General features: G+C 52.1%; 23 protein-coding genes. 9 read left to right on the forward strand and 14 right to left on the reverse strand.

Annotated elements, in window-relative coordinates:
• Positions 1-79 precede the first annotated feature (79 nt).
• Both panE and yajL read left to right on the forward strand, forming a co-directional pair.
• Positions 80-988 carry a 2-dehydropantoate 2-reductase gene (panE, locus tag AB8809_RS17505; RefSeq protein WP_015839335.1) on the forward strand — a complete coding sequence of 303 codons (909 nt, stop codon included), beginning with the start codon at positions 80-82 and terminating at the stop codon, positions 986-988.
• Positions 951-1,541 (forward strand): protein deglycase YajL, encoded by a 591-nt coding sequence (gene yajL / locus AB8809_RS17510; protein ID WP_349855124.1) that lies wholly within the window; start codon positions 951-953, stop codon positions 1,539-1,541. The genes panE and yajL overlap by 38 nt, the downstream gene beginning before the upstream one ends.
• A gap of 67 nt (positions 1,542-1,608) precedes the next feature.
• On the opposite strand, the gene thiI is transcribed toward yajL, so the two are convergent.
• A complete protein-coding gene (gene thiI / locus AB8809_RS17515; protein WP_181838250.1) occupies positions 1,609-3,057 on the reverse strand; it encodes a tRNA uracil 4-sulfurtransferase ThiI in 1,449 nt (482 codons plus the stop codon).
• Positions 3,058-3,309: 252 nt separating this feature from the next.
• Here thiI and xseB point away from each other — a divergent pair, with 252 nt between their 5' ends.
• From xseB to dxs, 3 genes are read left to right on the forward strand one after another with little or no spacing between them, the layout of a single operon-like run.
• Positions 3,310-3,558, forward strand: coding sequence for an exodeoxyribonuclease VII small subunit (gene xseB, locus AB8809_RS17520; protein WP_012773714.1), 249 nt, complete (start codon positions 3,310-3,312; stop codon positions 3,556-3,558).
• Positions 3,555-4,466, forward strand: a complete 912-nt coding sequence (gene ispA, locus AB8809_RS17525) for a (2E,6E)-farnesyl diphosphate synthase (protein WP_349855125.1) — start codon at positions 3,555-3,557, stop codon at positions 4,464-4,466. Before xseB ends, ispA begins: the two co-directional genes overlap by 4 nt.
• 17 nt (positions 4,467-4,483) lie before the next feature.
• Positions 4,484-6,349, forward strand: a complete 1,866-nt coding sequence (gene dxs, locus AB8809_RS17530; RefSeq protein WP_349855126.1) for a 1-deoxy-D-xylulose-5-phosphate synthase — start codon at positions 4,484-4,486, stop codon at positions 6,347-6,349.
• 101 nt (positions 6,350-6,450) lie between these two features.
• Here the strand turns inward: dxs and pgpA are convergent, their stop codons facing one another.
• From pgpA to nrdR, 6 genes are all read right to left on the reverse strand, one after another.
• Positions 6,451-6,987 carry a phosphatidylglycerophosphatase A gene (gene pgpA, locus AB8809_RS17535; RefSeq protein ID WP_349855127.1) on the reverse strand — a complete coding sequence of 179 codons (537 nt, stop codon included), beginning with the start codon at positions 6,985-6,987 and terminating at the stop codon, positions 6,451-6,453.
• A complete protein-coding gene (thiL, locus tag AB8809_RS17540) occupies positions 6,962-7,942 on the reverse strand; it encodes a thiamine-phosphate kinase (protein WP_180778278.1) in 981 nt (326 codons plus the stop codon). Before thiL ends, pgpA begins: the two co-directional genes overlap by 26 nt.
• Positions 7,943-8,010: 68 nt before the next feature.
• The gene (nusB, locus tag AB8809_RS17545; protein WP_012773709.1) at positions 8,011-8,430 is read right to left on the reverse strand and encodes a transcription antitermination factor NusB; all 420 of its coding nucleotides are present in this window, start codon (positions 8,428-8,430) and stop codon (positions 8,011-8,013) included.
• A gap of 24 nt (positions 8,431-8,454) precedes the next feature.
• Positions 8,455-8,931 (reverse strand): 6,7-dimethyl-8-ribityllumazine synthase, encoded by a 477-nt coding sequence (gene ribE / locus AB8809_RS17550; protein ID WP_012773708.1) that lies wholly within the window; start codon positions 8,929-8,931, stop codon positions 8,455-8,457.
• 110 nt (positions 8,932-9,041) lie between these two features.
• Positions 9,042-10,178, reverse strand: a complete 1,137-nt coding sequence (ribD, locus tag AB8809_RS17555) for a bifunctional diaminohydroxyphosphoribosylaminopyrimidine deaminase/5-amino-6-(5-phosphoribosylamino)uracil reductase RibD (protein WP_349855128.1) — start codon at positions 10,176-10,178, stop codon at positions 9,042-9,044.
• A 35-nt stretch (positions 10,179-10,213) separates the two neighbouring features.
• Entirely contained in the window at positions 10,214-10,663 is a 450-nt protein-coding gene (gene nrdR, locus AB8809_RS17560) for a transcriptional regulator NrdR (RefSeq protein WP_010282042.1), read from the reverse strand.
• 217 nt (positions 10,664-10,880) lie between these two features.
• On the opposite strand from nrdR, the gene AB8809_RS17565 reads away from it, so the two are divergent.
• Complete coding sequence (locus AB8809_RS17565; protein WP_181830012.1) at positions 10,881-11,450, forward strand: DUF3251 domain-containing protein; 570 nt, start codon at positions 10,881-10,883, stop codon at positions 11,448-11,450.
• Positions 11,451-11,654: 204 nt separating this feature from the next.
• On the opposite strand, the gene secF is transcribed toward AB8809_RS17565, so the two are convergent.
• The 5 genes from secF to queA all read right to left on the reverse strand — a co-directional run bounded on the left by secF (position 11,655) and on the right by queA (position 17,266).
• Positions 11,655-12,566 carry a protein translocase subunit SecF gene (secF, locus tag AB8809_RS17570; RefSeq protein ID WP_349855486.1) on the reverse strand — a complete coding sequence of 304 codons (912 nt, stop codon included), beginning with the start codon at positions 12,564-12,566 and terminating at the stop codon, positions 11,655-11,657.
• A gap of 73 nt (positions 12,567-12,639) precedes the next feature.
• Positions 12,640-14,487 carry a protein translocase subunit SecD gene (gene secD, locus AB8809_RS17575; protein ID WP_180778274.1) on the reverse strand — a complete coding sequence of 616 codons (1,848 nt, stop codon included), beginning with the start codon at positions 14,485-14,487 and terminating at the stop codon, positions 12,640-12,642.
• Positions 14,488-14,514: 27 nt separating this feature from the next.
• On the reverse strand, positions 14,515-14,847 hold the full coding sequence (yajC, locus tag AB8809_RS17580; RefSeq protein WP_012773703.1) for a preprotein translocase subunit YajC: 333 nt from the start codon (positions 14,845-14,847) through the stop codon (positions 14,515-14,517).
• Positions 14,848-14,955: 108 nt separating this feature from the next.
• Complete coding sequence (gene tgt / locus AB8809_RS17585; protein ID WP_256553713.1) at positions 14,956-16,101, reverse strand: tRNA guanosine(34) transglycosylase Tgt; 1,146 nt, start codon at positions 16,099-16,101, stop codon at positions 14,956-14,958.
• 97 nt (positions 16,102-16,198) lie between these two features.
• On the reverse strand, positions 16,199-17,266 hold the full coding sequence (gene queA, locus AB8809_RS17590) for a tRNA preQ1(34) S-adenosylmethionine ribosyltransferase-isomerase QueA (protein WP_180778273.1): 1,068 nt from the start codon (positions 17,264-17,266) through the stop codon (positions 16,199-16,201).
• Between the two features lie 191 nt (positions 17,267-17,457).
• Here queA and AB8809_RS17595 point away from each other — a divergent pair, with 191 nt between their 5' ends.
• The 3 genes from AB8809_RS17595 to AB8809_RS17605 all read left to right on the forward strand — a co-directional run bounded on the left by AB8809_RS17595 (position 17,458) and on the right by AB8809_RS17605 (position 20,554).
• Positions 17,458-18,039: an ACP phosphodiesterase gene (locus tag AB8809_RS17595; protein ID WP_012773700.1), complete on the forward strand. Its 582-nt coding sequence runs from the start codon at positions 17,458-17,460 to the stop codon at positions 18,037-18,039.
• Between the two features lie 411 nt (positions 18,040-18,450).
• On the forward strand, positions 18,451-19,053 hold the full coding sequence (locus AB8809_RS17600; RefSeq protein WP_010299049.1) for a peroxiredoxin C: 603 nt from the start codon (positions 18,451-18,453) through the stop codon (positions 19,051-19,053).
• A 226-nt stretch (positions 19,054-19,279) separates the two neighbouring features.
• Positions 19,280-20,554, forward strand: a complete 1,275-nt coding sequence (locus tag AB8809_RS17605) for a mechanosensitive ion channel family protein (protein ID WP_180778272.1) — start codon at positions 19,280-19,282, stop codon at positions 20,552-20,554.
• Positions 20,555-20,762: 208 nt separating this feature from the next.
• Here AB8809_RS17605 and proY read toward each other — a convergent pair whose 3' ends face one another.
• Positions 20,763-22,139, reverse strand: a complete 1,377-nt coding sequence (proY, locus tag AB8809_RS17610; protein ID WP_012773697.1) for a proline-specific permease ProY — start codon at positions 22,137-22,139, stop codon at positions 20,763-20,765.
• A 141-nt stretch (positions 22,140-22,280) separates the two neighbouring features.
• A complete protein-coding gene (gene brnQ / locus AB8809_RS17615; protein ID WP_012773696.1) occupies positions 22,281-23,600 on the reverse strand; it encodes a branched-chain amino acid transport system II carrier protein in 1,320 nt (439 codons plus the stop codon).
• Between the last annotated feature and the right edge of the window lie 295 nt (positions 23,601-23,895).

The following is a 23,895-nucleotide window of genomic DNA, read 5'->3' on the forward strand; positions in this document are numbered from 1 at the left end:
GAATAGCACAAGATCGTGACATGAATGATAGCCTATGATGGCAGAACAACAGCGCCCGCATCAAATAAGGGAGACGCACATGAAAATCACCGTTCTTGGCTGTGGCGCGCTAGGCCAACTTTGGCTCGCCGCGCTGCATCAGCAAGGGCATGATGTCCAGGGATGGCTGCGTATTCCGCAACCTTATTGTCCGGTCAATGTCACGATGCTGGACGGCCAGCACTGTAATCTCAACCTGACGGCTAACGATCCCGAACACCTTGCCCAAAGCGAATTGCTGCTGGTAACGCTAAAAGCCTGGCAGGTTTCCGATGCCGTTACCGTGCTGCTGCCACAGCTCAACCCACACTGCACAATTCTGCTTTTACACAACGGGATGGGCACGCGGGAAGAATTACCGTCGCTACAGCAGCCACTGGTACTGGGTATCACCACTCATGCCGCCCGACGCGACGCAAACAACGTTGTGCATGTTGCCGCAGGCACAACGCATATCGGCACGTTTAATGGCGACAGCAGCCAAAGTCATCTGGCCGAAGTGCTGCATCAGGCCTTACCTGATGTCGCCTGGCACACCAATATTAGCGCCACCTGCTGGCTGAAGCTGGCGGCTAACTGTGTCATCAACCCACTCACGGTGAAATATCACTGCACCAATGGCGAGCTTTCTGCGTACCCGGAATTGATTGCGTTGCTTTGTCAGGAAGTGGCCAGCGTCATGGAACGAGAGGGTTTCCATACATCGCGAGACAGTCTGCTGCTCTACGTTAATCAAATTATTCTGAACACCGCAGCAAACACCTCATCAATGTTGCAGGACATCATCGCTCAGCGACATACCGAAATTGACTACATTACCGGGTATTTACTGCACCGTGCGCGCCTCCACGGCCTGACGCTCCCCGAAAATGCCCGCCTGTTTGACTACATTAAGCAAAAGGAAAATGATTATGACCGCATCGGCACTGGTGTGTCTGGCACCTGGTAGTGAAGAAACTGAAGCCGTCACAACCATCGATTTGCTTGTCCGGGCAGGCATTCAGGTAACGCTTGCCAGCGTAGCCAGCGATGGCAATCTTGAAATCGTCTGCTCACGCGGCGTAAGGCTGCTGGCGGATGCGCCGCTGGCTGCCGTTGCCGATCGGCCTTTCGATGTGTTGGTATTACCGGGAGGGTTGCAAGGTGCGGAATGCTTCCGCGATAGCCCAATACTGGTGGAGTGCATCAGACAAGCGCATCTGGAAGGAAAAATTGTCGCCGCAATGTGTGCAACCCCTGCGCTGGTGCTTGAACATCATCAGCTATTCCCCGTGGGAAACATGACGGGCTATCCGGCCTTCAAAGATCGCATCGCACCAGAGAAATGGATGGAAAAACGTGTCGTCTACGATCCCCGAGTGAATCTGTTAACCACACAAGGGCCGGGCACCAGCATGGATTTCGCCCTGAAGATCATTGATTTGCTGCAGGGGAAAGAAAAAGCCGCCGAAGTCGCCGCACAGCTCATCCTGCCGCCGGGAATTCATAACTATCGTGATTAGCACTCACGTGCTTTATAACCGCCGCGATGAAAACTGACGAAAAAGGCGCTTGCGCGCCTTATTCCTATTACGGTCGGTAGACCTTCACATTGCTAAAGCCTTGCTCGCGCAGGTACAGCGCCTGTAAGCGGCTCATTACGCCACGCTCGCAGTAAAGCAAATAGGTTTTGCTCTGATCCAAATCGCCAAACTGCGTACCCAGCTTGTAGAACGGTAAGGATTTGATTTCGATCTGATCAAGCTCAAGCGGCTTATCGTCCTGTTCATCCGGCGAGCGGATATCCAGCAGTACGTCAGTTGGGGCAAATGACGCGACCGTTTCGACTTCAACCACTTCTTGCTTGGTCTGCTCGGCGATCTGACGGATATCAATATTCCGCGCTTCGCTCACCACACGCTCCAGAATGGCAAAATCAAAGTGACTTTCTTCAGCCTCAATCTTCGCTTTTACCGCCTTCACCGTCGGGCTTTTCGAGATCACACCACAGTATTCCGGCATCGTTTTGGCGAAATCTTCCGTCCCCAGTTCGCGAGCCTGTTTGATAATGTGTTCTTTATCATGAGAAATCAGCGGACGTAGAATCAGCGTATCAGAGGCATTATCGATCAAACGTAGATTGGTCAACGTCTGGCTGGAAACCTGCCCTAACGCTTCACCGGTCACCAGTGCCTGAACACCGTAACGCTCAGCGATTTTGGAGGCCGCACGCACCATCATGCGCTTCAATACGACGCCCATCTGGCCGTCGTCAACCTTCTCCAGAATTTCACCTACGACAGGATCGAAGTCGATAGCAATGAAACGCACCCGGTGTGAGCTACCAAAACGGTTCCACAGATAATGTGCGACCTGTTTTACACCAATCTCGTGCGCCGCACCGCCAAGGTTAAAGAAGCAGTAATGCACGCGACACCCACGACGCATCAGCATGTAGCTGGATACACCGGAGTCAAAACCACCGGAAATCAGCGACAGCACATCTTCCTGCGTACCGATCGGGAAGCCGCCGATCCCTTCATAACGTCCTTTAATCAGCAGCAAACGGTCCTGCTCGATTTCCAGATGCACGGTAACCTGCGGTGCTGTAAGGTTGACTCGCGCCGTTTCAATGTGCTGGTTCAGACCGCCGCCGACGTAGCGTTCGACGTCCTGTGAACTAAACTCATGCTTACCGCGGCGTTTCACTCGTACACAAAACGTTTTGCCTTCCAGTTGCTCACGATACAGCGCCAGCGACTGCTCAAAGATATTGTGCACATCGGTGTAGGCGTGATCTTCAACTTCCAGAATATGATGGATACCCGGAATTCTCGTCAACGCATCACGAATCGCCGAACGCTGGCTTTCGTCTTTGGCCCGAACTTCGATATGATCCCAGTGACGGACAACCGCCAGCGTTTCATCATAGTGTTTTAATACGTTGCGAATGTTTCCGGTTAGAATCTTGATAAAGCGCAATCGCACAGATTGGCTCTTGATGGTGATTTCCGGGAACAATTTAATGATAAACTTCATGGTGGCTGTCGTTACTTGGTCAGAAAGGTGTAAATAAATTTACCCTGAGTACTAAAATCACGTTATCGGTAAAATCAGCCGGCACAGAGATGATTTTACCAATAGCATCCAGGGCGCGGAGTATATCATTATATGAAGTTATACTGTGCACCCTAACCGTATAATTGTTATGCATCCACGGATGAACACACGTAACACCACGCTCTGCCGCCACAAGCCAACGGCGTATAACACCAGGATTCTGAAACCACTATGCCTAAGAAAACCGAGCAGCCAGTCAGCTTTGAAAGCTCGCTGAACGAACTGGAAAAAATCGTTACCCGTCTCGAATCAGGCGAACTGCCGCTGGACGATGCGCTAAATGAATTTGAGCATGGCATCCAGCTCGCTCGTCAGGGTCAGCAAAAACTGCAGCAGGCGGAACAGCGCGTACAAATCCTGCTGAGCGACGATCCCGATGCGCCGCTGTCACCGTTCACGCCGGATAATGACGCGCTATGACCGATTTCAGCACGCAACTAAGTGCACACTACCAACGCACTAATCGTATGTTGGGGCATTTCATCGCCACCCTCCCCTTTCAGAGTAGTCCACTGGTTAATGCAATGGAGTATGGCTCACTCTTAGGGGGCAAACGCCTGCGCCCATTTCTGGTTTATACTACTGGTGAACTGTTTGGCATGCCGTTAGAGAGTCTGGATGCCCCTGCTGCGGCAGTAGAATGTATCCATGCTTATTCACTGATTCATGACGATCTGCCAGCGATGGACGACGACGATTTGCGCCGCGGACAGCCGACCTGTCACATCAAATTTGGCGAAGCCAATGCCATTCTGGCGGGAGATGCCCTGCAAACGCTGGCGTTCTCCATTCTGGCCGACGCGCCGATGCCGCAGGTCTCTGACCGCGATCGGCTGGCGATGATCTCAGAATTGGCTCAGGCCAGTGGTGTTGCAGGCATGTGCGGCGGGCAGGCTTTCGATCTGGAAGCGGAAGGACATCAGGTCGATCTGGCAGCGTTAGAGCGGATTCACCGCCACAAAACGGGTGCCTTGATTCGCGCCGCTGTCCGGCTGGGCACACTTGCCGCCGGTGAAACAGGACGCGCAGCCTTGCCCCATCTGGATCGCTACGCTAACGCGATTGGACTCGCTTTTCAGGTTCAGGACGATATTCTCGATGTTGTTGGCGACAGCGCGACAACAGGCAAACGTCAGGGTGCAGACCAGCAGTTAGGTAAAAGCACCTATCCCAGCCTTCTGGGGTTAGATAACGCACGAAAAAAAGCACAGGAGCTTTATCAGGAATCACTGGCATCGCTGGACGATCTCGTCACATCCAGCCCGATTCCTCTGAATATAGCCCCACTACAAGCGCTGGCGAATTTCATCGTTGAACGCGATAAGTAATTACCTAATGAGTCTCTATGAGTTTTGATACCGCGAAGTACCCTACATTGGCATTAGTGGAAACACCGGATGAACTTCGGCTGTTGCCGAAAGATAGCCTGCCGAAGCTGTGCGATGAGCTGCGCCAATATCTGCTGGACAGCGTCAGCCGTTCGAGCGGCCATTTTGCTTCAGGATTAGGGACGGTTGAATTAACGGTTGCGCTGCATTATGTCTACAACACTCCTTTCGATCATCTGGTGTGGGATGTCGGCCATCAGGCTTACCCGCATAAGATCCTGACGGGCCGCCGCGATCGTATTTCAACGATCCGCCAAAAAGGCGGTTTGCATCCCTTTCCGTGGCGTGATGAAAGCGAGTATGACGTATTAAGCGTTGGGCATTCATCCACCTCAATCAGTGCTGGACTGGGGATGGCCGTTGCTGCCGAGCGTGAAGGCAAAGGCCGTCGTACGGTTTGTGTCATTGGTGATGGCGCGATTACCGCGGGTATGGCCTTTGAGGCGATGAACCACGCGGGCGACATCCGCTCCGACCTGCTGGTTGTGCTGAACGACAATGAAATGTCGATTTCGGAAAACGTTGGCGCATTGAACAACCATCTGGCGCAACTGTTATCCGGTAAGCTCTACGCCAGCCTGCGTGAAGGCGGCAAAAAGGTGTTATCCGGCCTGCCACCAATCAAAGAGCTGGTAAAACGCACCGAAGAACACCTTAAAGGCATGGTCGTGCCGGGTACGCTATTTGAGGAGCTGGGTTTTAATTATATTGGCCCTGTCGACGGCCATGACGTTCAGGCGCTGGCGCACACGCTGAAAAACATGCGCAGCCTGAAAGGTCCGCAGCTTCTGCATATCATGACGAAAAAAGGCAAAGGCTACGCCCCTGCCGAACAAGATCCGATCAGTTGGCACGCGGTGCCAAAATTCGATCCAGCCAGCGGTACGTTGCCGAAAAGCAAGGAAGGCGCTCAACCCACCTATTCAAAAATCTTCGGTCAATGGCTACAGGAAACGGCAGCCAAAGACAGCAAGCTCATGGCGATCACGCCAGCGATGCGTGAAGGTTCCGGTATGGTGCAATTCTCCCGCGACTACCCGCAGCAATATTTTGATGTGGCCATTGCCGAACAGCATGCCGTGACGTTCGCTGCCGGTCTGGCGGTTGGCGGCTATCATCCGGTTGTCGCCATTTATTCGACGTTCCTGCAGCGAGCCTACGATCAGGTTATCCACGATGTGGCGATCCAGAATCTCCCGGTTCTGTTTGCTATCGATCGAGGCGGTATTGTGGGTGCGGATGGGCAAACCCATCAGGGGGCATTCGATCTCTCTTTCTTACGCTGTATTCCGAACATGATCATCATGACGCCCAGCGATGAAAATGAGTGCCGCCAGATGCTGCACACGGGCTATCACTACCAGAAAGGCCCTACGGCGGTGCGTTACCCACGAGGAAACGGTACAGGTACTGAACTGACGCCACTATCAGAACTGGCAATCGGTAAAGGCGTGGTTCGTCGTCAAGGCGAAACGATCGCAATTCTGAACTTCGGTACGCTATTGCCAGAAGCACAGATTGCGGCAGAGAAGTTAAACGCCACCCTCGTCGATATGCGTTTTGTGAAGCCACTCGATGAAGCATTACTTGAAGAACTGGCACAGTCTCACAGCACGTTTGTGACGCTGGAAGAGAATGCGATCATGGGCGGTGCGGGGAGCGGTGTGAATGAATTCCTGATGGCAAAACGTCTTGCTGTCTCGGTGCTGAACATCGGGCTGCCGGACGTATTCATTCCGCAAGGTTCGCAGGAAGAAATCCGTGCCGATCTGGGTTTGGATGCCGCGGGCATCGAGCGAAAAATCACGCAGTGGATGGAATAAGCGATTTAAACGACAACCGGGGCACATGGCCCCGGTTCACTAATGCAATGGTTCAGTAATACAGTGGTTCAATAATACAGTGGTTCAATAATTCGACATCGTCAGAATATCGGCCAGTGATAGCCGATAAAATAGATAATTCCCGCTGAAATCACTCCCGCGACGATATCATCGACCATAATCCCCATACCGCCATGCACGTTGCGATCAAACCAGCGAATCGGCCAGGGTTTCCAGATATCCAGGCAGCGAAAAACAACAAACCCTGCCGCTACCCACTGCCATTCATCCACCGGAATCGCCATCAGGGTAATCCACATACCGACAAATTCGTCCCAGACGATGCTGCCGTGATCGTGAACACCCATATCCTTCGCCGTCTGGTGACACAGGTAAACACCGATACAAATACTCAGCATGACCAGCAGCGAATACAATTCAAGCGGCAGGAAGGACATGAGATACCACAGGGGAATCGCCGCCAGCGATCCTACCGTGCCTGGCATCCAGGGAGACAGGCCGCTGCCAAACCCCGTCGCCAGCAGGTGCCACGGGTTGCTCATCCGTAGGCGGCGTTTCGCCACCTCAGCGCCTTTCGTCTTGCTCGCGGAATCAGTTTTGCTCGCTAAAATGGTCATACCCCTTCCAGTTCAGCTCGGTCGCTTTATTATCCCTGAAAAAGCGTACCCCTTCAGATGCAGGCCCGATTTGCCCGATACAGGTGTAGCTGGCACCGAGATGCCCCAAAGCCAGCTCCAGTGCACCACGGTTAATCTCTGGTACGGTAAAGCACAGTTCATAGTCTTCGCCGCCAGATAGCGCCCAACGCAACGCCTGCTCTTCATCAACGCAGCCTCGCAGCCAGTCTGATTGCGGGATCGCGTCCAGATTAATCCGCGCACCGCACTCGCTCGCTTTAAGTATATGCTGTAGATCGGAGATAAGGCCGTCGGAAAGATCGATAGCCGAATTGGCCAGATCGCGCAGCGCCTGACCTTGCAGGATTCGGGGTTGAGGGCGGAGATGACGCTGGATCAATCCCTGACGAGCCTCTTCATCATCAACGTGCAGCGTATTCTGTAGAATAGCCAGCCCTGCAGCGCTGTCGCCTAATGAACCAGTAACATAAATCCAGTCGCCAACTCTGGCTCCGCGACGCGTCAACGCCCGACCAGCAGGCACCAGGCCGTGGATAGTCAGCGTCAGGCTCAGTGGACCGCGCGTCGTATCTCCGCCAACCAACTGCATACCGTAATAATCAAGTAGCTCGAACAAGCTGTCGCTATAGGCGGACAGCCACTGGCTATTGCTTGTCGGTAGGGTAATGGCCAGAGAAAGCCAGGCAGGATCGGCGCCCATTGCAGCCAGATCGCTTAAATTGACCGCCAGAGATTTGTAACCCAGATCGGCGGGATCGATATCGGGTAGGAAATGAACGCCAGATACCAGCGTGTCGGTACTCACCGCCAGCATCTGCTTATCTGCCACCGTCAGTAACGCACAGTCATCACCAATGCCTAACTCAACATCGCGACGTGAACTTCGGACCCGATTAAAATAGCGGGCAATAAGGTCAAACTCACCTTCAACCATAACCTTTCCAGCCAGCCTATCATTCAAAAGCGATCAGGGCCGGATATCCGGCCCTGATTCGATTCATTTTACTTCTTGCCTTTCCGTACACTCGGAGCAGCTTTATCCAGCACGCCATTCACAAACTTATGACTATCTTCGGCGCCGAAGACTTTAGCCAGTTCGATGGCCTCGTTAATCGCCACCTTGTAAGGAACGTCTTCGCGCTTGCTCAGCTCAAACATCGCCAAACGCAGAATCGCTTTCTCAACCTGTCCCAGTTCCTCAATTTGACGAGACAGGAAAGGTGCCATCAGTTGATCAAGCTTCTCAGCCTGAGTGGCAACCCCCGCCAGCAATTCACGGAAATAGGTAATGTCGACATCTTTGACATCCTGCTCGCTCAGGAATTGGTGTTCAACATCGGCAATATCATTTTTAGATAACTGCCAGGAGTAAAGCGCTTGAACCGCACATTCACGAGCGCGGCGACGAGCAGCAGGTTTCACGGAATTCCCCTTACTTAATCAGGCTTACTTAATCGCTTTCAATACATTAATCATTTCTAGCGCGGTCAGGGCAGCTTCTGCACCTTTGTTACCCGCTTTCGTACCAGCACGCTCAATCGCCTGCTCAATGCTTTCCGTCGTCAGAACGCCGAAAGCAACAGGGATTTCGCTGTCCATCGCAACGGAGGACAGGCCAGAGCTACATTCGCCAGCAACAAATTCAAAATGCGCTGTTCCACCACGGATAACCGTTCCCAGAGCGATAACGGCATCATACCCGCCGTTTTTCGCGCTTTTAGTCAGCGCACGAACCGTCAATGGCAGTTCGTAAGCACCCGGCACCCAAACAACAGTGATATTTTCGTCTTTTACCTGACCGATGCGTTTCAATGCATCAATCGCACCTTCCAGCAGGCTGTCGTTAATAAAATGGTTAAAACGCGCAATCGCAATCGCCACACGGGCATCAGGAGTAGCAACAACACCTTCGATAACGTTCATAGCTTTCCTTGTATCTGGTCTTTATAGCCCGCAGGGGGGCGGATTCTATCATAATTTTTGTGGGCACGTATCCGGTTTTGTCGGACCTGCGCCACGTATTTACATACACATCAGAATTTAGGTTTCAGGCGTAATCGCAAATCCGGACCAATCTGCCGAACCTCCGCGATGTCAAATTCCGGTGCCTGAGACAGTTGATCCAGCCCTGGCAAGAGGCACAGCGAACGGGCGTTTTCACCCAGCAGTTTTGGCGCAAGATAAACGATAAGTTCATCAACGACACCCGCATTAAGCAGCGCACCAGCCAGACTGGCTCCGGCTTCAACCCAGACAGAGTTAATCTGCCGTCTCCCCAGCACCATCATCAGCGCTACCAGATCAACGCCGCCATTGTGCTGCGGTAAGGTGACCTGCTCAACGCCCTGTGGCCACGCCTGTTCGTCTGCCTGCACCCGCGCCAACCAAGTCTCACCCGGTTGGCTAACAATCCGATGCTGCGGTGTGACACGACGCTGGCTGTCCACAATCACTCGTACGGGCTGCCTGAGATCCGCCTCTGAATAACGAGTCTGCACATCGGCACCCAGCTCTGACCACCGCACCGTAAGAGAAGGATCGTCAGCCAGCACCGTCGCACTACTGCTCAAAATCGCTGCGCTCTCCGCACGAAAACGCTGCACATCCTGACGCGCCTGCGGTGAGGTAATCCACTGACTTTCTCCCGAGGCCATCGCAGTACGCCCATCCAAAGATGCCGCCATTTTGAGCTGCACGTAAGGAAAGCCTGTCCGCATGCGCTTCAGGAAACCTACATTGACTTTCTCTGCTTCAGCCATCATGAAACCATGGCTGACAGCGATCCCTGCCTGCTGCAAACGATGTAAGCCACGACCCGCGACCTGCGGATTGGGATCCTGCATCGCGGCAACCACTCGGGAGACGCCAGCAGCAACCAACGCATCAGCACAAGGCGGCGTTCGGCCATGATGGCTGCACGGCTCCAGCGTGACATAGGCCGTCGCACCACGTGCGCGCTCCCCTGCCATTCTCAACGCATGAACCTCAGCATGAGGTTCGCCTGCGCGGAAATGATAGCCTTCACCGACAATTTCGCCATCGCGCACGATCACGCAGCCAACATTGGGGTTGGGTGCCGTCGTAAAACGGCCACGACGCGCCAACTCTAACGCACGCGCCATGTATAATTCATCCTGCGGCAAGTGGCCGTTTTCCTGAAAAACGCTCATTCCCGAACCTCTTATCTCTCTCAAATCAACGCGACTTAATCCTGCAAACGTGCAATCTCTTCGCCAAATTCTCGGATATCTTCAAAGCTGCGATACACCGACGCAAAGCGGATATAAGCCACTTTATCCAGCTTTCTCAACGCTTCCATCACCAGGTTGCCGACCATCTTGGTGGTAACTTCACGTTCACCGGTAGCACGAAGATGAGATTTAATGTGATTAAGCGCCATTTCGACGTCATCAGAACTGACAGGCCTTTTTTCCAGCGCTTTCAGCATACCGCTACGCAATTTATCTTCATTAAAAGGCTCGCGTACTTCATTGCTTTTGATGACTCGCGGCATCACCAGTTCAGCCACTTCAAACGTGGTGAAGCGTTCATGACAAACCAGACACTGCCGACGACGGCGTACTTGAGAACCTTCGCCGACCAGACGGGAATCAATGACTTTGGTATCAACAGCGGAGCAAAACGGGCAATGCATGATGTGTCCTGACCAGTAATCCTTAACGTAGACACAGTTTACCCTGAATTAACGGACTAACCAAAACTCCTGATCCACGTTGCGAAGGGTTTCGCATCTCTTCCGGTAATAGGATGAAAAAAGCTGTCTCACCTATGACTTAGGCATAATCACAGCTAAACTCAGCAACAGGGATCAACGGATCAATGAATAAAACATCGAAAGGGGAACCACAGATATGAGAACCCGATATCGCGTACTGACCTTCCTGCCAGCGCTGCTTTTGCTCGCTGGGTGCGCCGAACAGCGCCAGATGCCAAAGCTACAAAATCAGATAGGTCAGTTAAACCAGCAACTACAAACACTGACCGACCAGGCCACGGCATTAGAGCGGCAAAATGCGTTGAATTCCCAATCCACTTCTGGCGTTTATTTACTGCCCGCAGCACAAACCAGCACGATGCTGGAAAGCAGCATTGGCAGACTCAGCGTGTCGTTACGCAATATCGAGACGGAAGCGAACGGAACAAGCGCGTTACTGCATATTCGCACGCTTGATGCGAAGGGGTTACCGGCCTTTGGCGCACAGCTTGACTGGGGGCGACTCGACCCGGTGAGTGGTCAGCCTTTAGCGGGCGACACACAAACACAGTCCTTTGTGGTTTCCCCTACGCTGTTACCCAAAGCCGAAGCGGTTATTGAATTACGCCTAAGCGGTTTACCACCGGAAGAACTCGGTTTTGTTCGCTTACATCAGGTTCAGGAGATACAGAGTCCGCCACCCGTTGCCGCCACCGAGTCCCCTTAATATATCCGTCATACTTCAAGCCGCATGTGCGTTGGCTTTCCTCGCTCACCCCAGTCACTTACTTATGTAAGCTCCTGGGGATTCACTGTGTCGCCGCCTGCATGCATGCAACTCGAATTATTTAGGATATCAACACATTTCCCAACGCTAAGATGCAAAAAACCCCGCAGCGACGCGGGGTTTTTCATGCTTACCGTCAGCAGATTAAGGCAGGATAGACGGTTGGTCCGCCCCTTCTTTTTCCACTTTCTGAACGATCAGGTTTTCACGCTTCATACCTAGTTTCAGCGCCAGAGCAGAAGAAACATAGATGGAAGAGATCGTACCGATGATCACACCAATAAACATCGTCAACGAGAAGCCATGCAACAAGGCGCCACCGAAGACCATGAGGATCACGATCATCGCCAACGTGGTCGCTGATGTGATAATGGTACGGTGAAGCGTCTGCGTCAGTGAAATGTTGGTGATTTCGTAAGGTGTCCCACGACGAACCTTGCGGAAATTCTCACGAATACGGTCAGACACAACGATCTTATCGTTAAGTGAATAACCAATTACCGACATCAGCGACGCAATGATCGTTAGGTCAATCTCAATAGAGAACAGAGACAGCAGACCCATCGTGATGATCACATCGTGCCCCAAAGCCAGTACAGACCCCAACGCCAGACGCCATTCAAAACGGAAACCGATGTAAATGAGGATAGCAATCAACGCAGACAGCAGCGCCAATGCGCCAGCCTGTGCCAAATCGCTTCCCACGCTCGGCCCGACGAATTCAATACGTTTCACCGTTGCATGCTGCTGGAAGGTATCATTCACCACCTTCAGCACTTTGTTACCGAGCGCTTCGTTCTCGCTGCCAGAAACCGGTGGCATACGTACCATCACATCACGACTGCTACCGAAATTCTGTACCTGCGGTTCTGAAAACCCAGAGTTCTCTAACGAACTACGCAAGACATCGAGATCGATCGGTTTCTCAAGGTTAATCTCAATGACCGTACCACCGGTAAAGTCAAGCCCCCAGTTAAAACCACGAACACCCATAATCGCGATAGAAGCAATGATCAGCAGGCCGGAAATGACAAATGCCAATGTGTCCCAGCGCATGAAATCATAGACTTTACGCCCATGGTTTAGTTGTTCAATGTTGTATTCCTGTTCCTGTGCCACAACGCACTCCTCAGATAGACAGCTTGTTGATGCGTTTACCGCCGTAAAGCAGGTTAACGATGGCACGAGTACCGACGATCGCCGTAAACATTGAGGTCGCAATCCCAATCGCGGTCGTGATAGCGAACCCTTTGATAGAACCGGTACCAACCGCATACAGGATGATGACTTTAATCAACGTCGTGACGTTCGCATCAACAATGGAGCTGAATGCTCCTTTGTAGCCCTCATGAATAGCCTGCTGCACGGAGCGACCATTACTGAGCTCTTCCTTGATACGTTCGTTAATGAGTACGTTAGCATCCACGGCGACCGCCAGTGTAAGCACGATACCCGCGATACCCGGCATGGTTAGCGTCGCGCCTGGCAGCAGCGACATCACGCCGACAATCAATACCAGGTTAGCAACCAATGCACTGGTCGCGATGACGCCAAATTTCTTATAGAAGAAGACCATGAAGAGGATCGATGCGATCAAGCCCCACAAACAGGCCTCCAGACCCTGAGTGATGTTTTGCATCCCCAGTGTTGGCCCAATAGTACGTTCTTCTACGATCTGGATCGGCGCAATCAGGGCACCTGCACGCAGCAGCAGAGAAAGCTGGCGCGCTTCGTTCGGGTTATCAATACCGGTAATACGGAAGCTGTTACCCAGTCGCGACTGAATCGTCGCTACGTTGATCACTTCTTCGTGTTTTTCCAGTATCGAACGGCCCGTTGCATCTTTCTTACCGCTGTCTTTGTATTCCACGAACAGCGTCGCCATCAGCTTGCCGATACTGTCTTTAGTGAAGTTGGACATGGTGTTACCACCAGCACTGTCCAGAGAAATATTCACCTGAGGACGGTTGTATTCGTCATTGCTTGATGTTGAGTCAGTGATGTGGTCGCCCGTCAGAATGACGCGTTTGAACAGCACAACGGGTGAACCGTCACGCATATTCTTCACTTCGGAATCGCCCGGCACACGGCCGTTCGCCGCTGCGGTCGCATCAGCATTACTGTTGACCAGACGGAATTCCAGCGTAGCGGTGGCACCAAGAATTTCTTTCGCGCGCGCCGTGTCCTGAATACCCGGTAACTCAACAACGATACGATCGGCACCCTGACGCTGTACCAGCGGTTCGGCAACGCCCAGTTGGTTTACACGGTTACGCAGGATATTGATGTTCTGCTGTACGGCGTATTCACGTGCTTCACGCAGACGTTCGTCAGACATCACCGCGCGTAGCAGGTTGCTGCCGCTGCTGCTGAGAACCAGATTGCGATGACGGGACGTCAGATAGTTGATACCGTCATCACGCGTTTGAGCATCACGGAAACGAATTTCGACGCCGTAATTATCAATTTTACGTACTGAGGCATAAGGGATGTTCTTCTCACGCAGATCGCTGCGCAAAGAGTCCATGGTTTGTTCTTGCAGTTTACCCAGCGCCGTATCCATATCCACTTCCATCAGGAAGTGAACGCCGCCGCGCAGGTCGAGCCCCAATTTCATCGGTTCAGCGCCTAACAACCGCAGCCAATTTGGCGTAGCAGGAGCCAGGTTAAGTGCAACGACGAATTTTTCGCCCAGCTCATTAACGAGCGCTTCACGCGCGCGGAGCTGAACATCAGGGTTAGAGAAGCGAGCCAGAATTGCACCATTTTCCAATGCAATCGACTTACTGGTAATGTTTTGTTCTTTTAAGACATTCTGGACTTGGATCAGCGTCGTTTCGCTGGCGGCGGTTCCCCGCGCGCCAGTAACTTGTACCGCCGGATCCTCACCATATAGGTTAGGAAGTGCGTAGAGCAGGCCGACGAACAACACCACGACCAGCATCAGGTACTTCCACAAAGGATAACGATTTAACACGGCAGTTCCCTTCGGGAAAATCGGAAATTACAGGGCCTTAATCGTGCCCTTCGGCAGCACGGCAGCCACGAAATCACGTTTGATAACCACTTCATTGGTTTCGTTCAACGCAATCGCAATATAGCCAGTTTCGGACACTTTAGTCACGCGACCAACCAGACCACCGGTCGTTAATACTTCATCGCCCTTGCTGATAGAATCCATTAACTTTTTGTGTTCCTTGGCGCGTTTTTGCTGAGGACGCAGGATCATAAAGTAGAAAATCAGACCAAAAACGGCCAGCATAATAACCAGAGAGTACGGGCTTCCCTGAGCCGGAGCGCCGGTTGCAGCTACAGCATCGGAGATGAAAAGACTCATTTAAATATCCTCTTTTTTGTCAAAAGATAAGCTATCAAAAAGATAAATTATCAACCTTACAATCGTAAAAACGCTTCACAGCAAAATGCTATTCATAGCAAACAGGCTTCAGTTGCTTGCGGCAACGTCTTTTTCAGCCAGCGGCGGAATGGGTTTACCTATCCGTTGGTAGAAATCCACCACAAAGTGCTCTAATTTACCCTCTTCAATGGCCTGACGTAAACCCGCCATTAAACGCTGATAATAACGCAAGTTATGAATGGTATTGAGTCGTGCTCCGAGTATTTCGTTGCAACGGTCAAGATGATGCAAGTAGGCGCGGCTATAATTGCGACACGTGTAGCAATCACAGTGTTCATCCAGCGGACTCACGTCATCTTTATACTTAGCATTACGGATTTTCACCACGCCATCAGTAACGAAGAGGTGTCCGTTACGTGCATTGCGCGTTGGCATCACGCAGTCAAACATATCGACACCGCGACGTACGCCTTCGACCAGGTCTTCCGGCTTACCAACGCCCATCAAATAGCGCGGTTTATCTTCTGGGATCTGCGGACAAACGTGCTCCAGAATGCGGTGCATGTCTTCTTTCGGTTCGCCCACCGCTAAACCGCCCACAGCGTACCCATCAAAGCCAATGTCTACCAGCCCTTTTACGGATACATCACGTAAATCTTCGTAAACACTTCCCTGAATAATGCCGAACAGCGCGTTTTTATTCTCCAGCTCATCGAAACGCTGGCGGCTGCGTTTTGCCCAGCGCAGTGACATCTCCATCGAGCGCTTGGCGTAATCCCAGTCGGCAGGATACGGCGTGCACTCATCAAAGATCATTACAATGTCGGAACCGAGATCGTGCTGAATCTCCATTGATTTTTCCGGGCTAAGGAAAATCGAATCCCCATTGATCGGGTTACGGAAATGCACGCCCTGTTCAGTAATCTTGCGAATATCGCCGAGGCTGAACACCTGAAAACCACCGGAGTCCGTCAGAATCGGGCCATGCCACTGCATGAAATCGTGCAGATCGCCGTGCAGCTTCATGATTTCCTGACCGGGACGCAGCCACAGATGGAACGTATTGCCGAGCAGAATCTGCGCGCCAGTATCTTTTACTTCTTCCGGCGTCATGCCTTTCACCGTGCCGTAAGTCCCCACGGGCATAAAAGCCGGGGTTTCCACCACGCCACGTTCAAAAATCAATCTGCCGCGTCGCGCACGGCCGTCCGTTGTTTGTAATTCGTACTTCACTTAGCCTCCAGCATCAGAAAAACAGTCTGATGGTAATGATGTATTAATGCCTGACAGAGCGTGGTCTGTGGCATCGCTATTATGCAGAAAGCAGGGTTTATCCCACTTTTTCCTGTTCGGCCATCGGGTTGTGCGTAATAAACATCGCATCACCGTAGCTGAAAAAACGATATTGCTCTGACACCGCTTGGCGGTAGGCAGACATCGTGTTCTGGTAGCCAGCAAAGGCCGACACCAGCATGATTAACGTCGATTCGGGTAAATGGAAGTTGGTCACCAGCGCATCGATAATGCGGTAGTGATAACCTGGATAGATGAAAATTTTGGTATCGCCGAAAAACGGTTCGATTGGCGCGTTCTGGCTGGCCTGTGCGGCACTTTCCAGTGAGCGTACCGAGGTGGTGCCGACGGCTATCACACGGTTTCCACGCGCCTTGCACGCCAGCACGGCATCAACAACGTCCTGCGGCACTTCGGCATATTCGGCGTGCATGATGTGATCTTCGATCGTATCAACGCGAACAGGCTGGAAAGTCCCCGCCCCCACGTGCAGCGTTACAAACGCCATTTCGATGCCCTTCTCGCGCAGCGCAGCCAGCATCGGCTCATCAAAATGTAAACCCGCTGTCGGCGCCGCTACGGCACCCGGACGCTGGCTATATACCGTCTGATACAGCTCACGATCGGCGTCTTCATCAGGCCTGTCGATGTAAGGCGGCAGTGGCATGTGGCCGATATCATTCAAGATCGACAGGACATCTCGGGAATCATCGAAATGCAGTTCAAACAGCGCATCGTGGCGAGCCGCCATCGTCGCTTTAACGCTTTCATCATCGCCCAACAGCAGCTCTGTGCCCGGTTTTGGCGCTTTTGACGCCCGAACGTGCGCCAGCACCCGATGATCATCCAGCACGCGCTCCACCAGCACTTCCAGCTTGCCGCCACTGACTTTACGGCCAAAGAGACGAGCCGGAATCACACGCGTATTGTTGAACACCAGCAGATCGCCGGGATTCAGTTTATCCAGCAGATCGGTAAACACGCCGTGCGTCAGATCTCCCGTCGGCCCGTCCAGCGATAGCAGACGGCAACCACTGCGTTCCGCTTGTGGATAATGGGCAATCAATGATTCAGGAAGTTCAAACGAAAAATCGGCAACACGCATGGCAATTCACTTAGCTGTTAATACATTAAAAATGGGCGGCCTAGTCTAGAGCCGCAAGCGCATGGCTGCAAGAAATAAGCACGCGGCAGGCGTAACGCATCACAATCCGCATTACATCACGCTCAGCGAATGCCCACACCGACATATAAGAGGACGTGCACAATAAAAGAAGAAACGGATATACTAAGGTCATGAATTTTCTTGCTCACCTCCATTTGGCCACGCTGGCCGACAGTTCTCTATTAGGCAATCTGATGGCGGATTTCGTGCGCGGCAACCCGCAGGATAGCTATGCTGACGAGATCGTCGACGGTATCCGCTTGCATCGCCGCGTTGATTCGCTGACCGACAGCCTGCCGGAAGTCAAACAGGCGCGTCAGTATTTCAGCGATGAATTTCGCCGCGTTGCGCCCATTACGTTGGATGTGCTGTGGGATCACTACCTTGCGCGCCATTGGTTACAGTTGGTGCCGGATACGCCACTGCAAACCTTTATCGATGGCGCACAGTCACAAATCGAACCACATCTGGCGCACACGCCTGAACGTTTTCAGAACCTGAATCGCTATCTGTGGCCGGAGCGCTGGATGACGCGCTATGCAGAGCTGCCGTTTATCGCCGATGTGTTGCACAGAATGTCGGTACGCCGTCCTAAACTGGCGGCGCTGTCCGGTTCTTTTCAGGATATCGAGCAACACTATCACCAATTTGAAATACTCTTCTGGCAGTTTTATCCACGGATGATGCAATTAGCGAAAGCGCAACAGCTGTAAGAAAGATCGCAACGTTTCCATTTTTCTACGCAACGTATACCCTAAATAATTCGAGTTGCGTGAAGGCGGCAAGCGCACGACAAATCGGTTTAAACCGATTTGAATAGCGCTAGCGCTAGCCCGAAGGGGGAACCTCATTTATGAGGTTCATTAGTCCCCAGGAGCTTACACAAGTAAGTGACTGGGGTGAGTAAGAGTAGCCAACGCACAAGCAGCTTGAAGTATGACGGGTATTGTCCTTTCAATTAAAAGGGTTAATCTATCCCCTTGAAAGGAAATAGCGATGAGTTCAATAGACAAAAGCTATCTCATTGATTGGTCTCTTTGCCTGTATTCACTCGGGCAGAATCCCTATACTGATCGCTGTTTTTTATATCATCCGATCATTAACCGCTATCTACAGGAGTAATTATGGTCCTGGTAACTCGTCAAGCCCCAGACTTCACCGCAGCTGCCGTTTTAGGCAGTGGCGAAATCGTCGAAAATTTCAACCTGAAGAAGCACATCAACGGTAAAGCTGCCGTGATCTTCTTCTGGCCGATGGACTTCACCTTCGTTTGTCCGTCAGAACTGATTGCTTTCGATCACCGCTATGCCGAGTTCAAGAAACGCGGCGTAGAAGTGGTTGGCGTTTCCTTCGACTCCGAGTTTGTACACAACGCATGGCGTAAAACCCCTGTGGACAAAGGCGGCATCGGCGAAGTGCAATACGCAATGGTTGCTGACATTAAGCGTGAAATCCAGAAGGCATACGGCATTGAGCACCCTGAAGCCGGTGTTGCACTGCGTGGTTCTTTCCTGATCGACAAAAACGGCGTGGTTCGCCACCAGGTGGTGAACGATCTGCCACTGGGCCGTAACATCGATGAAATGCTGCGTACCGTTGACGCGCTGCAATTCCACGAAGAGCACGGCGAAGTGTGCCCAGCACAGTGGGAAAAAGGCAAATCCGGTATGGGCGCGTCACCAGATGGCGTAGCGAAGTACCTGTCTGAAAACGCAGACAAGCTGTAATCCCTCATCGCTGCCCTCAGGGGTAATGTGATAATCAAGCCAGTTGCTATGCGACTGGCTTTTTTTTTGCCTGCGATATTTCCCTCACCGCTTCTCCGCATTGCTCAACGCTTCCTAACACAACGATCTCAGAGAATACAAAAGGTTGACTGGGAGCGCTAAATCCTTAGCCTTAAAGCCACATCGTGTTAATGCACGACAGATTCATTGGAATAAAGGAGAACGCATGCAACAAAATCTCGCGCTGTGGCTGAGAGAAGCCGGAATACAACACGCTAGCATCATTGCGTTACTGATTGTTCTTGGGCTGATATTGCTCATTTCTGCCGTCATTCATCTAATTTTGCATCAGGTTGTGCTGAAAAGAATGGTGCTGCGTTCACTCAATAAGCCAGGGAAAACCGAGGGGCATGGGTGGAAACAGGCGCTAACGCAACACAACCTGTTTAATCGGCTGGCCTTCCTGCTACAAGGGGTGATCCTCAATATTCAGGTCTTCGTATGGCTGCCTTCGCAAAGTGAAACCCGTGAAGCGCTCATCATCTGCTCCCAAGTGTGGATCATGATTTTTGCGCTGCTGTCCCTGTTTTCGCTACTCGATGTTTTGCTTAACGTTTCCGCACGAACCAAAGTCGCTGCACAACTGCCGCTGCGCGGCATCTTTCAGAGTCTGAAGCTGATTGCCACCATCGTTATCAGCATCATGGTGGTGTCATTACTTATCGGGAAATCCCCGCTGATTCTGATTAGCGGTTTAGGCGCGATGGCCGCCGTACTGATGTTGGTGTTCAAAGATCCGATTATGGGACTGGTCGCGGGCATCCAACTCTCCGCCAACGATATGCTAACGCTGGGAGACTGGCTAGAAATGCCAAAATACGGTGCTGATGGCGCCGTTATCGACATCGGGCTGACAACGGTAAAAGTGAAAAACTGGGACAATACCGTTACCACCATCCCCACCTACTCACTGGTGTCCGACTCTTTCAAAAACTGGCGTTCGATGTCGGAGTCAGGGGGACGGCGTATCAAGCGTAGCATCAACATCGATACCACCAGCGTGCATTTCATGACGGAAGACGAACAGGCACGCTTGCTGCGTAGCAAATTATTGTCGCCTTATATTCAAAACAAGAAGAGCGAACTGGAGCAACACAACGCACAGTCCGAGTCCGATCTGACCTCACCGCTGAATGGCCGCCGCCTGACGAATTTAGGCACGTTCCGCGCCTACCTTCAGGTTTATCTACGCACTCATCCGGGGATTCACAAGGGGATGACGCTGATGGTACGGCAGCTCGCGCCAACGTCAGAAGGGGTGCCACTGGAAATTTATGCGTTTACCAACACAACCGCCTGGGTCGATTATGAAAGCATTCAGTCCGATATTTTCGATCATATCTTTGCGATCTTACCGGAGTTCGATCTCCGCGTTCACCAGACGCCAACCGGTCACGATATGCGGGTCATGGCACAGCAAATAACGACGCCGAAAGCGTAATATCTCATGCAAAGGAACAAAAGCGGCTGACAAGCCTATTTACCAAATGAAAACGGGAGTGACGGAATAGAAGAGTAAAGCGTTTGCGCCAGGGATGGCGCAAGCCGAGCTTACATGGACGTACTTGCAGCGTCTTTACGATCTATCCGTTACTCCCGCTCTGCGGACTTTTTCAGCAACCTCGCTTTTTCTGATGCAAGCGACGCGCTTAATTCTGTGCAACCACCGCGTTCTGACGCTTCTTCTTCCAGACATAGCCCACTAAAAGCAGCAATATCCAGATAATACCGACATACAGCGACACACGTGTGTCCGGGAAGTAGCCAATCAGACCGATGATGAAGAACAGGAAGATAATGCCGAACACGGAGGTCGCGATACCGCCGCGCAGCGGGAACGCCAGCGCCTTCACTTCATCCGGGCTCAGACGGCGGCGGAACGCAATCTGAGAGAACAGAATCATGATCCACACCCACACCGTCGCAAACGTTGCCAGTGAAGCAATCACCAGGAAAACTTTGCCGGGCATAATGTAGTTCAGGTACACGGCGACCAGCAGCGCCATCATCATCACAACGACCGTTACCCACGGTATGCCGCGTTTGGAAATGCGGCTAAATACTTTCGGCGCGTGCCCCTGCTCCGCCATCCCGTGCAGCATACGGCCTACGCCGAAGACATCGCTGTTAATCGCCGACAGCGACGCAGTAATCACAACAAAATTCAGGATACCTGCCGCAGCCGTAATGCCCATATGTTGGAACGTCAGCACAAACGGGCTGCCGTTAGTACCAACCTGATTCCACGGATAAATCGACATAATCACGAACAGCGTACCGACATAGAACACCAGAATACGCCACGGCACAGAGTTAATCGCGCGAGGGATAGATTTCTGCGGATCTTTGGCCTCACCGGCGGTAATCCCGATGATCTCCACGCCACCGTACGCAAACATCACCAGTTGCAGCGAGAGGATCATCCCCATCACACCGTTACTGAAGAACCCGCCATTGCTCCAGAGATTATGGATGCCGGTCGGTTCGCCGCCGTTGCCAATCCCCCAGACAATAATGCCGATCCCGGCAACAATCATGATAATAATGGTGGCAACTTTGAAGAAAGAGAGCCAGAACTCCAGTTCACCAAAGGCTTTCACATTCATCAGGTTGATGGCGCCAATGATAAGCACCACGCTCAAGACCCACACCCAGTGCGGCACGGCGGGGAACCAGACGCCCATGTAGATGCCAAACGCAGTCACATCGGCGATGGCGACAATCAGCATCTCAAAGCAGTAGGTCCAGCCAGTGATATATCCCGCCAATGGCCCGAGGTAATCTTGCGCATAGCGAGAAAACGAACTGGACTGCGGGTTATGTACCGACATTTCACCCAGAGCACGCATGATGATATACGCGACAACCCCACCGATCAGATAAGCCAGTAACACGCTGGGACCAGCCATTTGGATCGCACTCGCGGAACCATAAAAAAGACCGGTTCCGATCGCTGAGCCAAGGGCGATAAAGCGAATATGCCGCGTGCTTAACCCACGCTTGAGCTTGGAAGATGGTTGTTCCATTGATAAGCAACCCTGTCTTATAGAAAGAAAAACATTACAAAAAGAAAAACCACAGGCAAATACCTGTGGTGCAGAAACCCAACGTTGGGCCGGAGCAGTACGATATTCCTACCGCTCCAGCGCTATCAGGCATTAACGATATTATTGATGTACCGTAACTTCCTGACGACCACACACTCTGTCGTAAATCACCGCGACCAGCAAAATCAGCAGTGACGGTGGCAACCATGCCAACCCTTGCTCACTCAGCGGCAGGTTGAGGCTCCACTCTGGCAACAGCGATTTGAAAGCCGACGATTTTATACCATCAATCATGCCAAATAACAGACTGACGAGCATGACGGGCGCCACAATACGTGAAGCGCTATTCCACCAGCGCAGCGTAAAGCTCAATAAAACCAGAATGATACATGGCGGATAAATCGCTGTCAGTACAGGAATAGAAAGTTGGATCAGATGGCTAAGACCCAGGTTAGACACCACCATTGAGAAGATGCCCAGCACAAACACCAGCGTGCGGTAAGACAACGGCAGGTATTGCGCAAAGAATTCAGCGCAGGCACAGGTTAGCCCCACCGCCGTCACCAGACAGGCGATAAAGATTAACAACGCCAGGAAGCTGCTCCCCATATTGCCAAACGAGTGTTGTACATAGGCATGGAGAATTTCAGCGCCGTTCTGCGCCTGCGGCACCAGTTCGCCACTGACGGAACCAAGCTGGAACAAACTCAAATAGACGAGAGTCAGGCCAATACCGGCAATCAAGCCCGCCCACATCGTGTAACGCGTCAACAGCATAGGGCTTGACACCCCGCGTGAGCGCGCCGCATTGACGATCACGATACCAAAGACCATCGCGCCCAGCGTATCCATCGTCAGATAGCCGTTGACGAAGCCATTGGAGAACGGCAGTTGCTCATACGCTTCCGTCGCGGGAATTGGCGTACCCGCAGGCCACAGCACCGCCGCAATACCCAATACCGCCAGCGCAATGATCTTCAGCGGCGCGAGCACATGACCAACCGTATCCAGCAGTTTGCCCGGATACAGAGAAATCGCGATAACAATGGCAAAGTAAATCAGGCTATAAATCAGCAGCGGAGACGCTCCGTTGCCGACCAAAGGAGCCAAGCCGACTTCAAACGACACGGTTGCCGTACGCGGCGTAGCGAACAGTGGCCCAACGGCCAGATAGCAGACCGTGGCCAGAACCACGCCCGCTTTTTTACCAATCGGCGAGCTGAGCGCATCTACGCCACCGCCAACCCGAGCCAGTGCGATCACGGTCAACACCGGTAGACCAACTGCGGTCAGCAGGAAGCCGATCGCCGCCGTCCAAACGTGCTCTCCCGACTGTAATCCCACCATAGGCGGGAAAATAATATTTCCAGCCCCCACGAATAAAGCAAAGGTCATAAAACCCAATGCCACAATATCTTTGGACGTTAAACGATGACTCATAGTTATGTCGTGTTGCCTGTATCAAATCGATAAAAAGAAAGCTGTGTCGTTTATCGCCGCCAAAAGCCGTTTACCAAGAGTTAGCTCGAAGCATGATGCCAACACTCCGGCGACGCGAAAATGGCGGTCATAGAAGTTATTTTTTGCACAGCCATATTGGGTGCTAAGTAAAACGTTTATAGCGTAAAAAGACAAGCAGAGATCCAAAAACCAGAGTATCTGGCCTAACTATGCCAAAAAATAAGAATATAAATTGGTTTATCTCGTTTTGCATAACACATGATTTGCGCATTTA

The organism is Pectobacterium aroidearum, assembly GCF_041228105.1.
Classification (GTDB): Bacteria; Pseudomonadota; Gammaproteobacteria; order Enterobacterales; family Enterobacteriaceae; genus Pectobacterium; species Pectobacterium aroidearum.

What these genes read in the sequence shown, in the direction of transcription:
- dxs (WP_349855126.1), top strand. Translation starts at nt 4,484, where the DNA reads ATGAGTTTTGATACCGCGAAGTACCCTACATTGGCATTAGTGGAAACA.
- thiL (WP_180778278.1), bottom strand. Translation starts at nt 7,942, where the DNA reads ATGGTTGAAGGTGAGTTTGACCTTATTGCCCGCTATTTTAATCGGGTC.
- yajL (WP_349855124.1), top strand. Translation starts at nt 951, where the DNA reads ATGACCGCATCGGCACTGGTGTGTCTGGCACCTGGTAGTGAAGAAACT.
- proY (WP_012773697.1), bottom strand. Translation starts at nt 22,139, where the DNA reads ATGGAACAACCATCTTCCAAGCTCAAGCGTGGGTTAAGCACGCGGCAT.
- AB8809_RS17605 (WP_180778272.1), top strand. Translation starts at nt 19,280, where the DNA reads ATGCAACAAAATCTCGCGCTGTGGCTGAGAGAAGCCGGAATACAACAC.
- queA (WP_180778273.1), bottom strand. Translation starts at nt 17,266, where the DNA reads ATGCGTGTTGCCGATTTTTCGTTTGAACTTCCTGAATCATTGATTGCC.
- nrdR (WP_010282042.1), bottom strand. Translation starts at nt 10,663, where the DNA reads ATGCATTGCCCGTTTTGCTCCGCTGTTGATACCAAAGTCATTGATTCC.
- AB8809_RS17595 (WP_012773700.1), top strand. Translation starts at nt 17,458, where the DNA reads ATGAATTTTCTTGCTCACCTCCATTTGGCCACGCTGGCCGACAGTTCT.
- ispA (WP_349855125.1), top strand. Translation starts at nt 3,555, where the DNA reads ATGACCGATTTCAGCACGCAACTAAGTGCACACTACCAACGCACTAAT.
- thiI (WP_181838250.1), bottom strand. Translation starts at nt 3,057, where the DNA reads ATGAAGTTTATCATTAAATTGTTCCCGGAAATCACCATCAAGAGCCAA.
- secF (WP_349855486.1), bottom strand. Translation starts at nt 12,566, where the DNA reads ATGCGCTGGGACACATTGGCATTTGTCATTTCCGGCCTGCTGATCATT.
- ribD (WP_349855128.1), bottom strand. Translation starts at nt 10,178, where the DNA reads ATGAGCGTTTTTCAGGAAAACGGCCACTTGCCGCAGGATGAATTATAC.
- yajC (WP_012773703.1), bottom strand. Translation starts at nt 14,847, where the DNA reads ATGAGTCTTTTCATCTCCGATGCTGTAGCTGCAACCGGCGCTCCGGCT.
- ribE (WP_012773708.1), bottom strand. Translation starts at nt 8,931, where the DNA reads ATGAACGTTATCGAAGGTGTTGTTGCTACTCCTGATGCCCGTGTGGCG.
- AB8809_RS17565 (WP_181830012.1), top strand. Translation starts at nt 10,881, where the DNA reads ATGAGAACCCGATATCGCGTACTGACCTTCCTGCCAGCGCTGCTTTTG.
- pgpA (WP_349855127.1), bottom strand. Translation starts at nt 6,987, where the DNA reads ATGACCATTTTAGCGAGCAAAACTGATTCCGCGAGCAAGACGAAAGGC.
- xseB (WP_012773714.1), top strand. Translation starts at nt 3,310, where the DNA reads ATGCCTAAGAAAACCGAGCAGCCAGTCAGCTTTGAAAGCTCGCTGAAC.
- brnQ (WP_012773696.1), bottom strand. Translation starts at nt 23,600, where the DNA reads ATGAGTCATCGTTTAACGTCCAAAGATATTGTGGCATTGGGTTTTATG.
- panE (WP_015839335.1), top strand. Translation starts at nt 80, where the DNA reads ATGAAAATCACCGTTCTTGGCTGTGGCGCGCTAGGCCAACTTTGGCTC.
- AB8809_RS17600 (WP_010299049.1), top strand. Translation starts at nt 18,451, where the DNA reads ATGGTCCTGGTAACTCGTCAAGCCCCAGACTTCACCGCAGCTGCCGTT.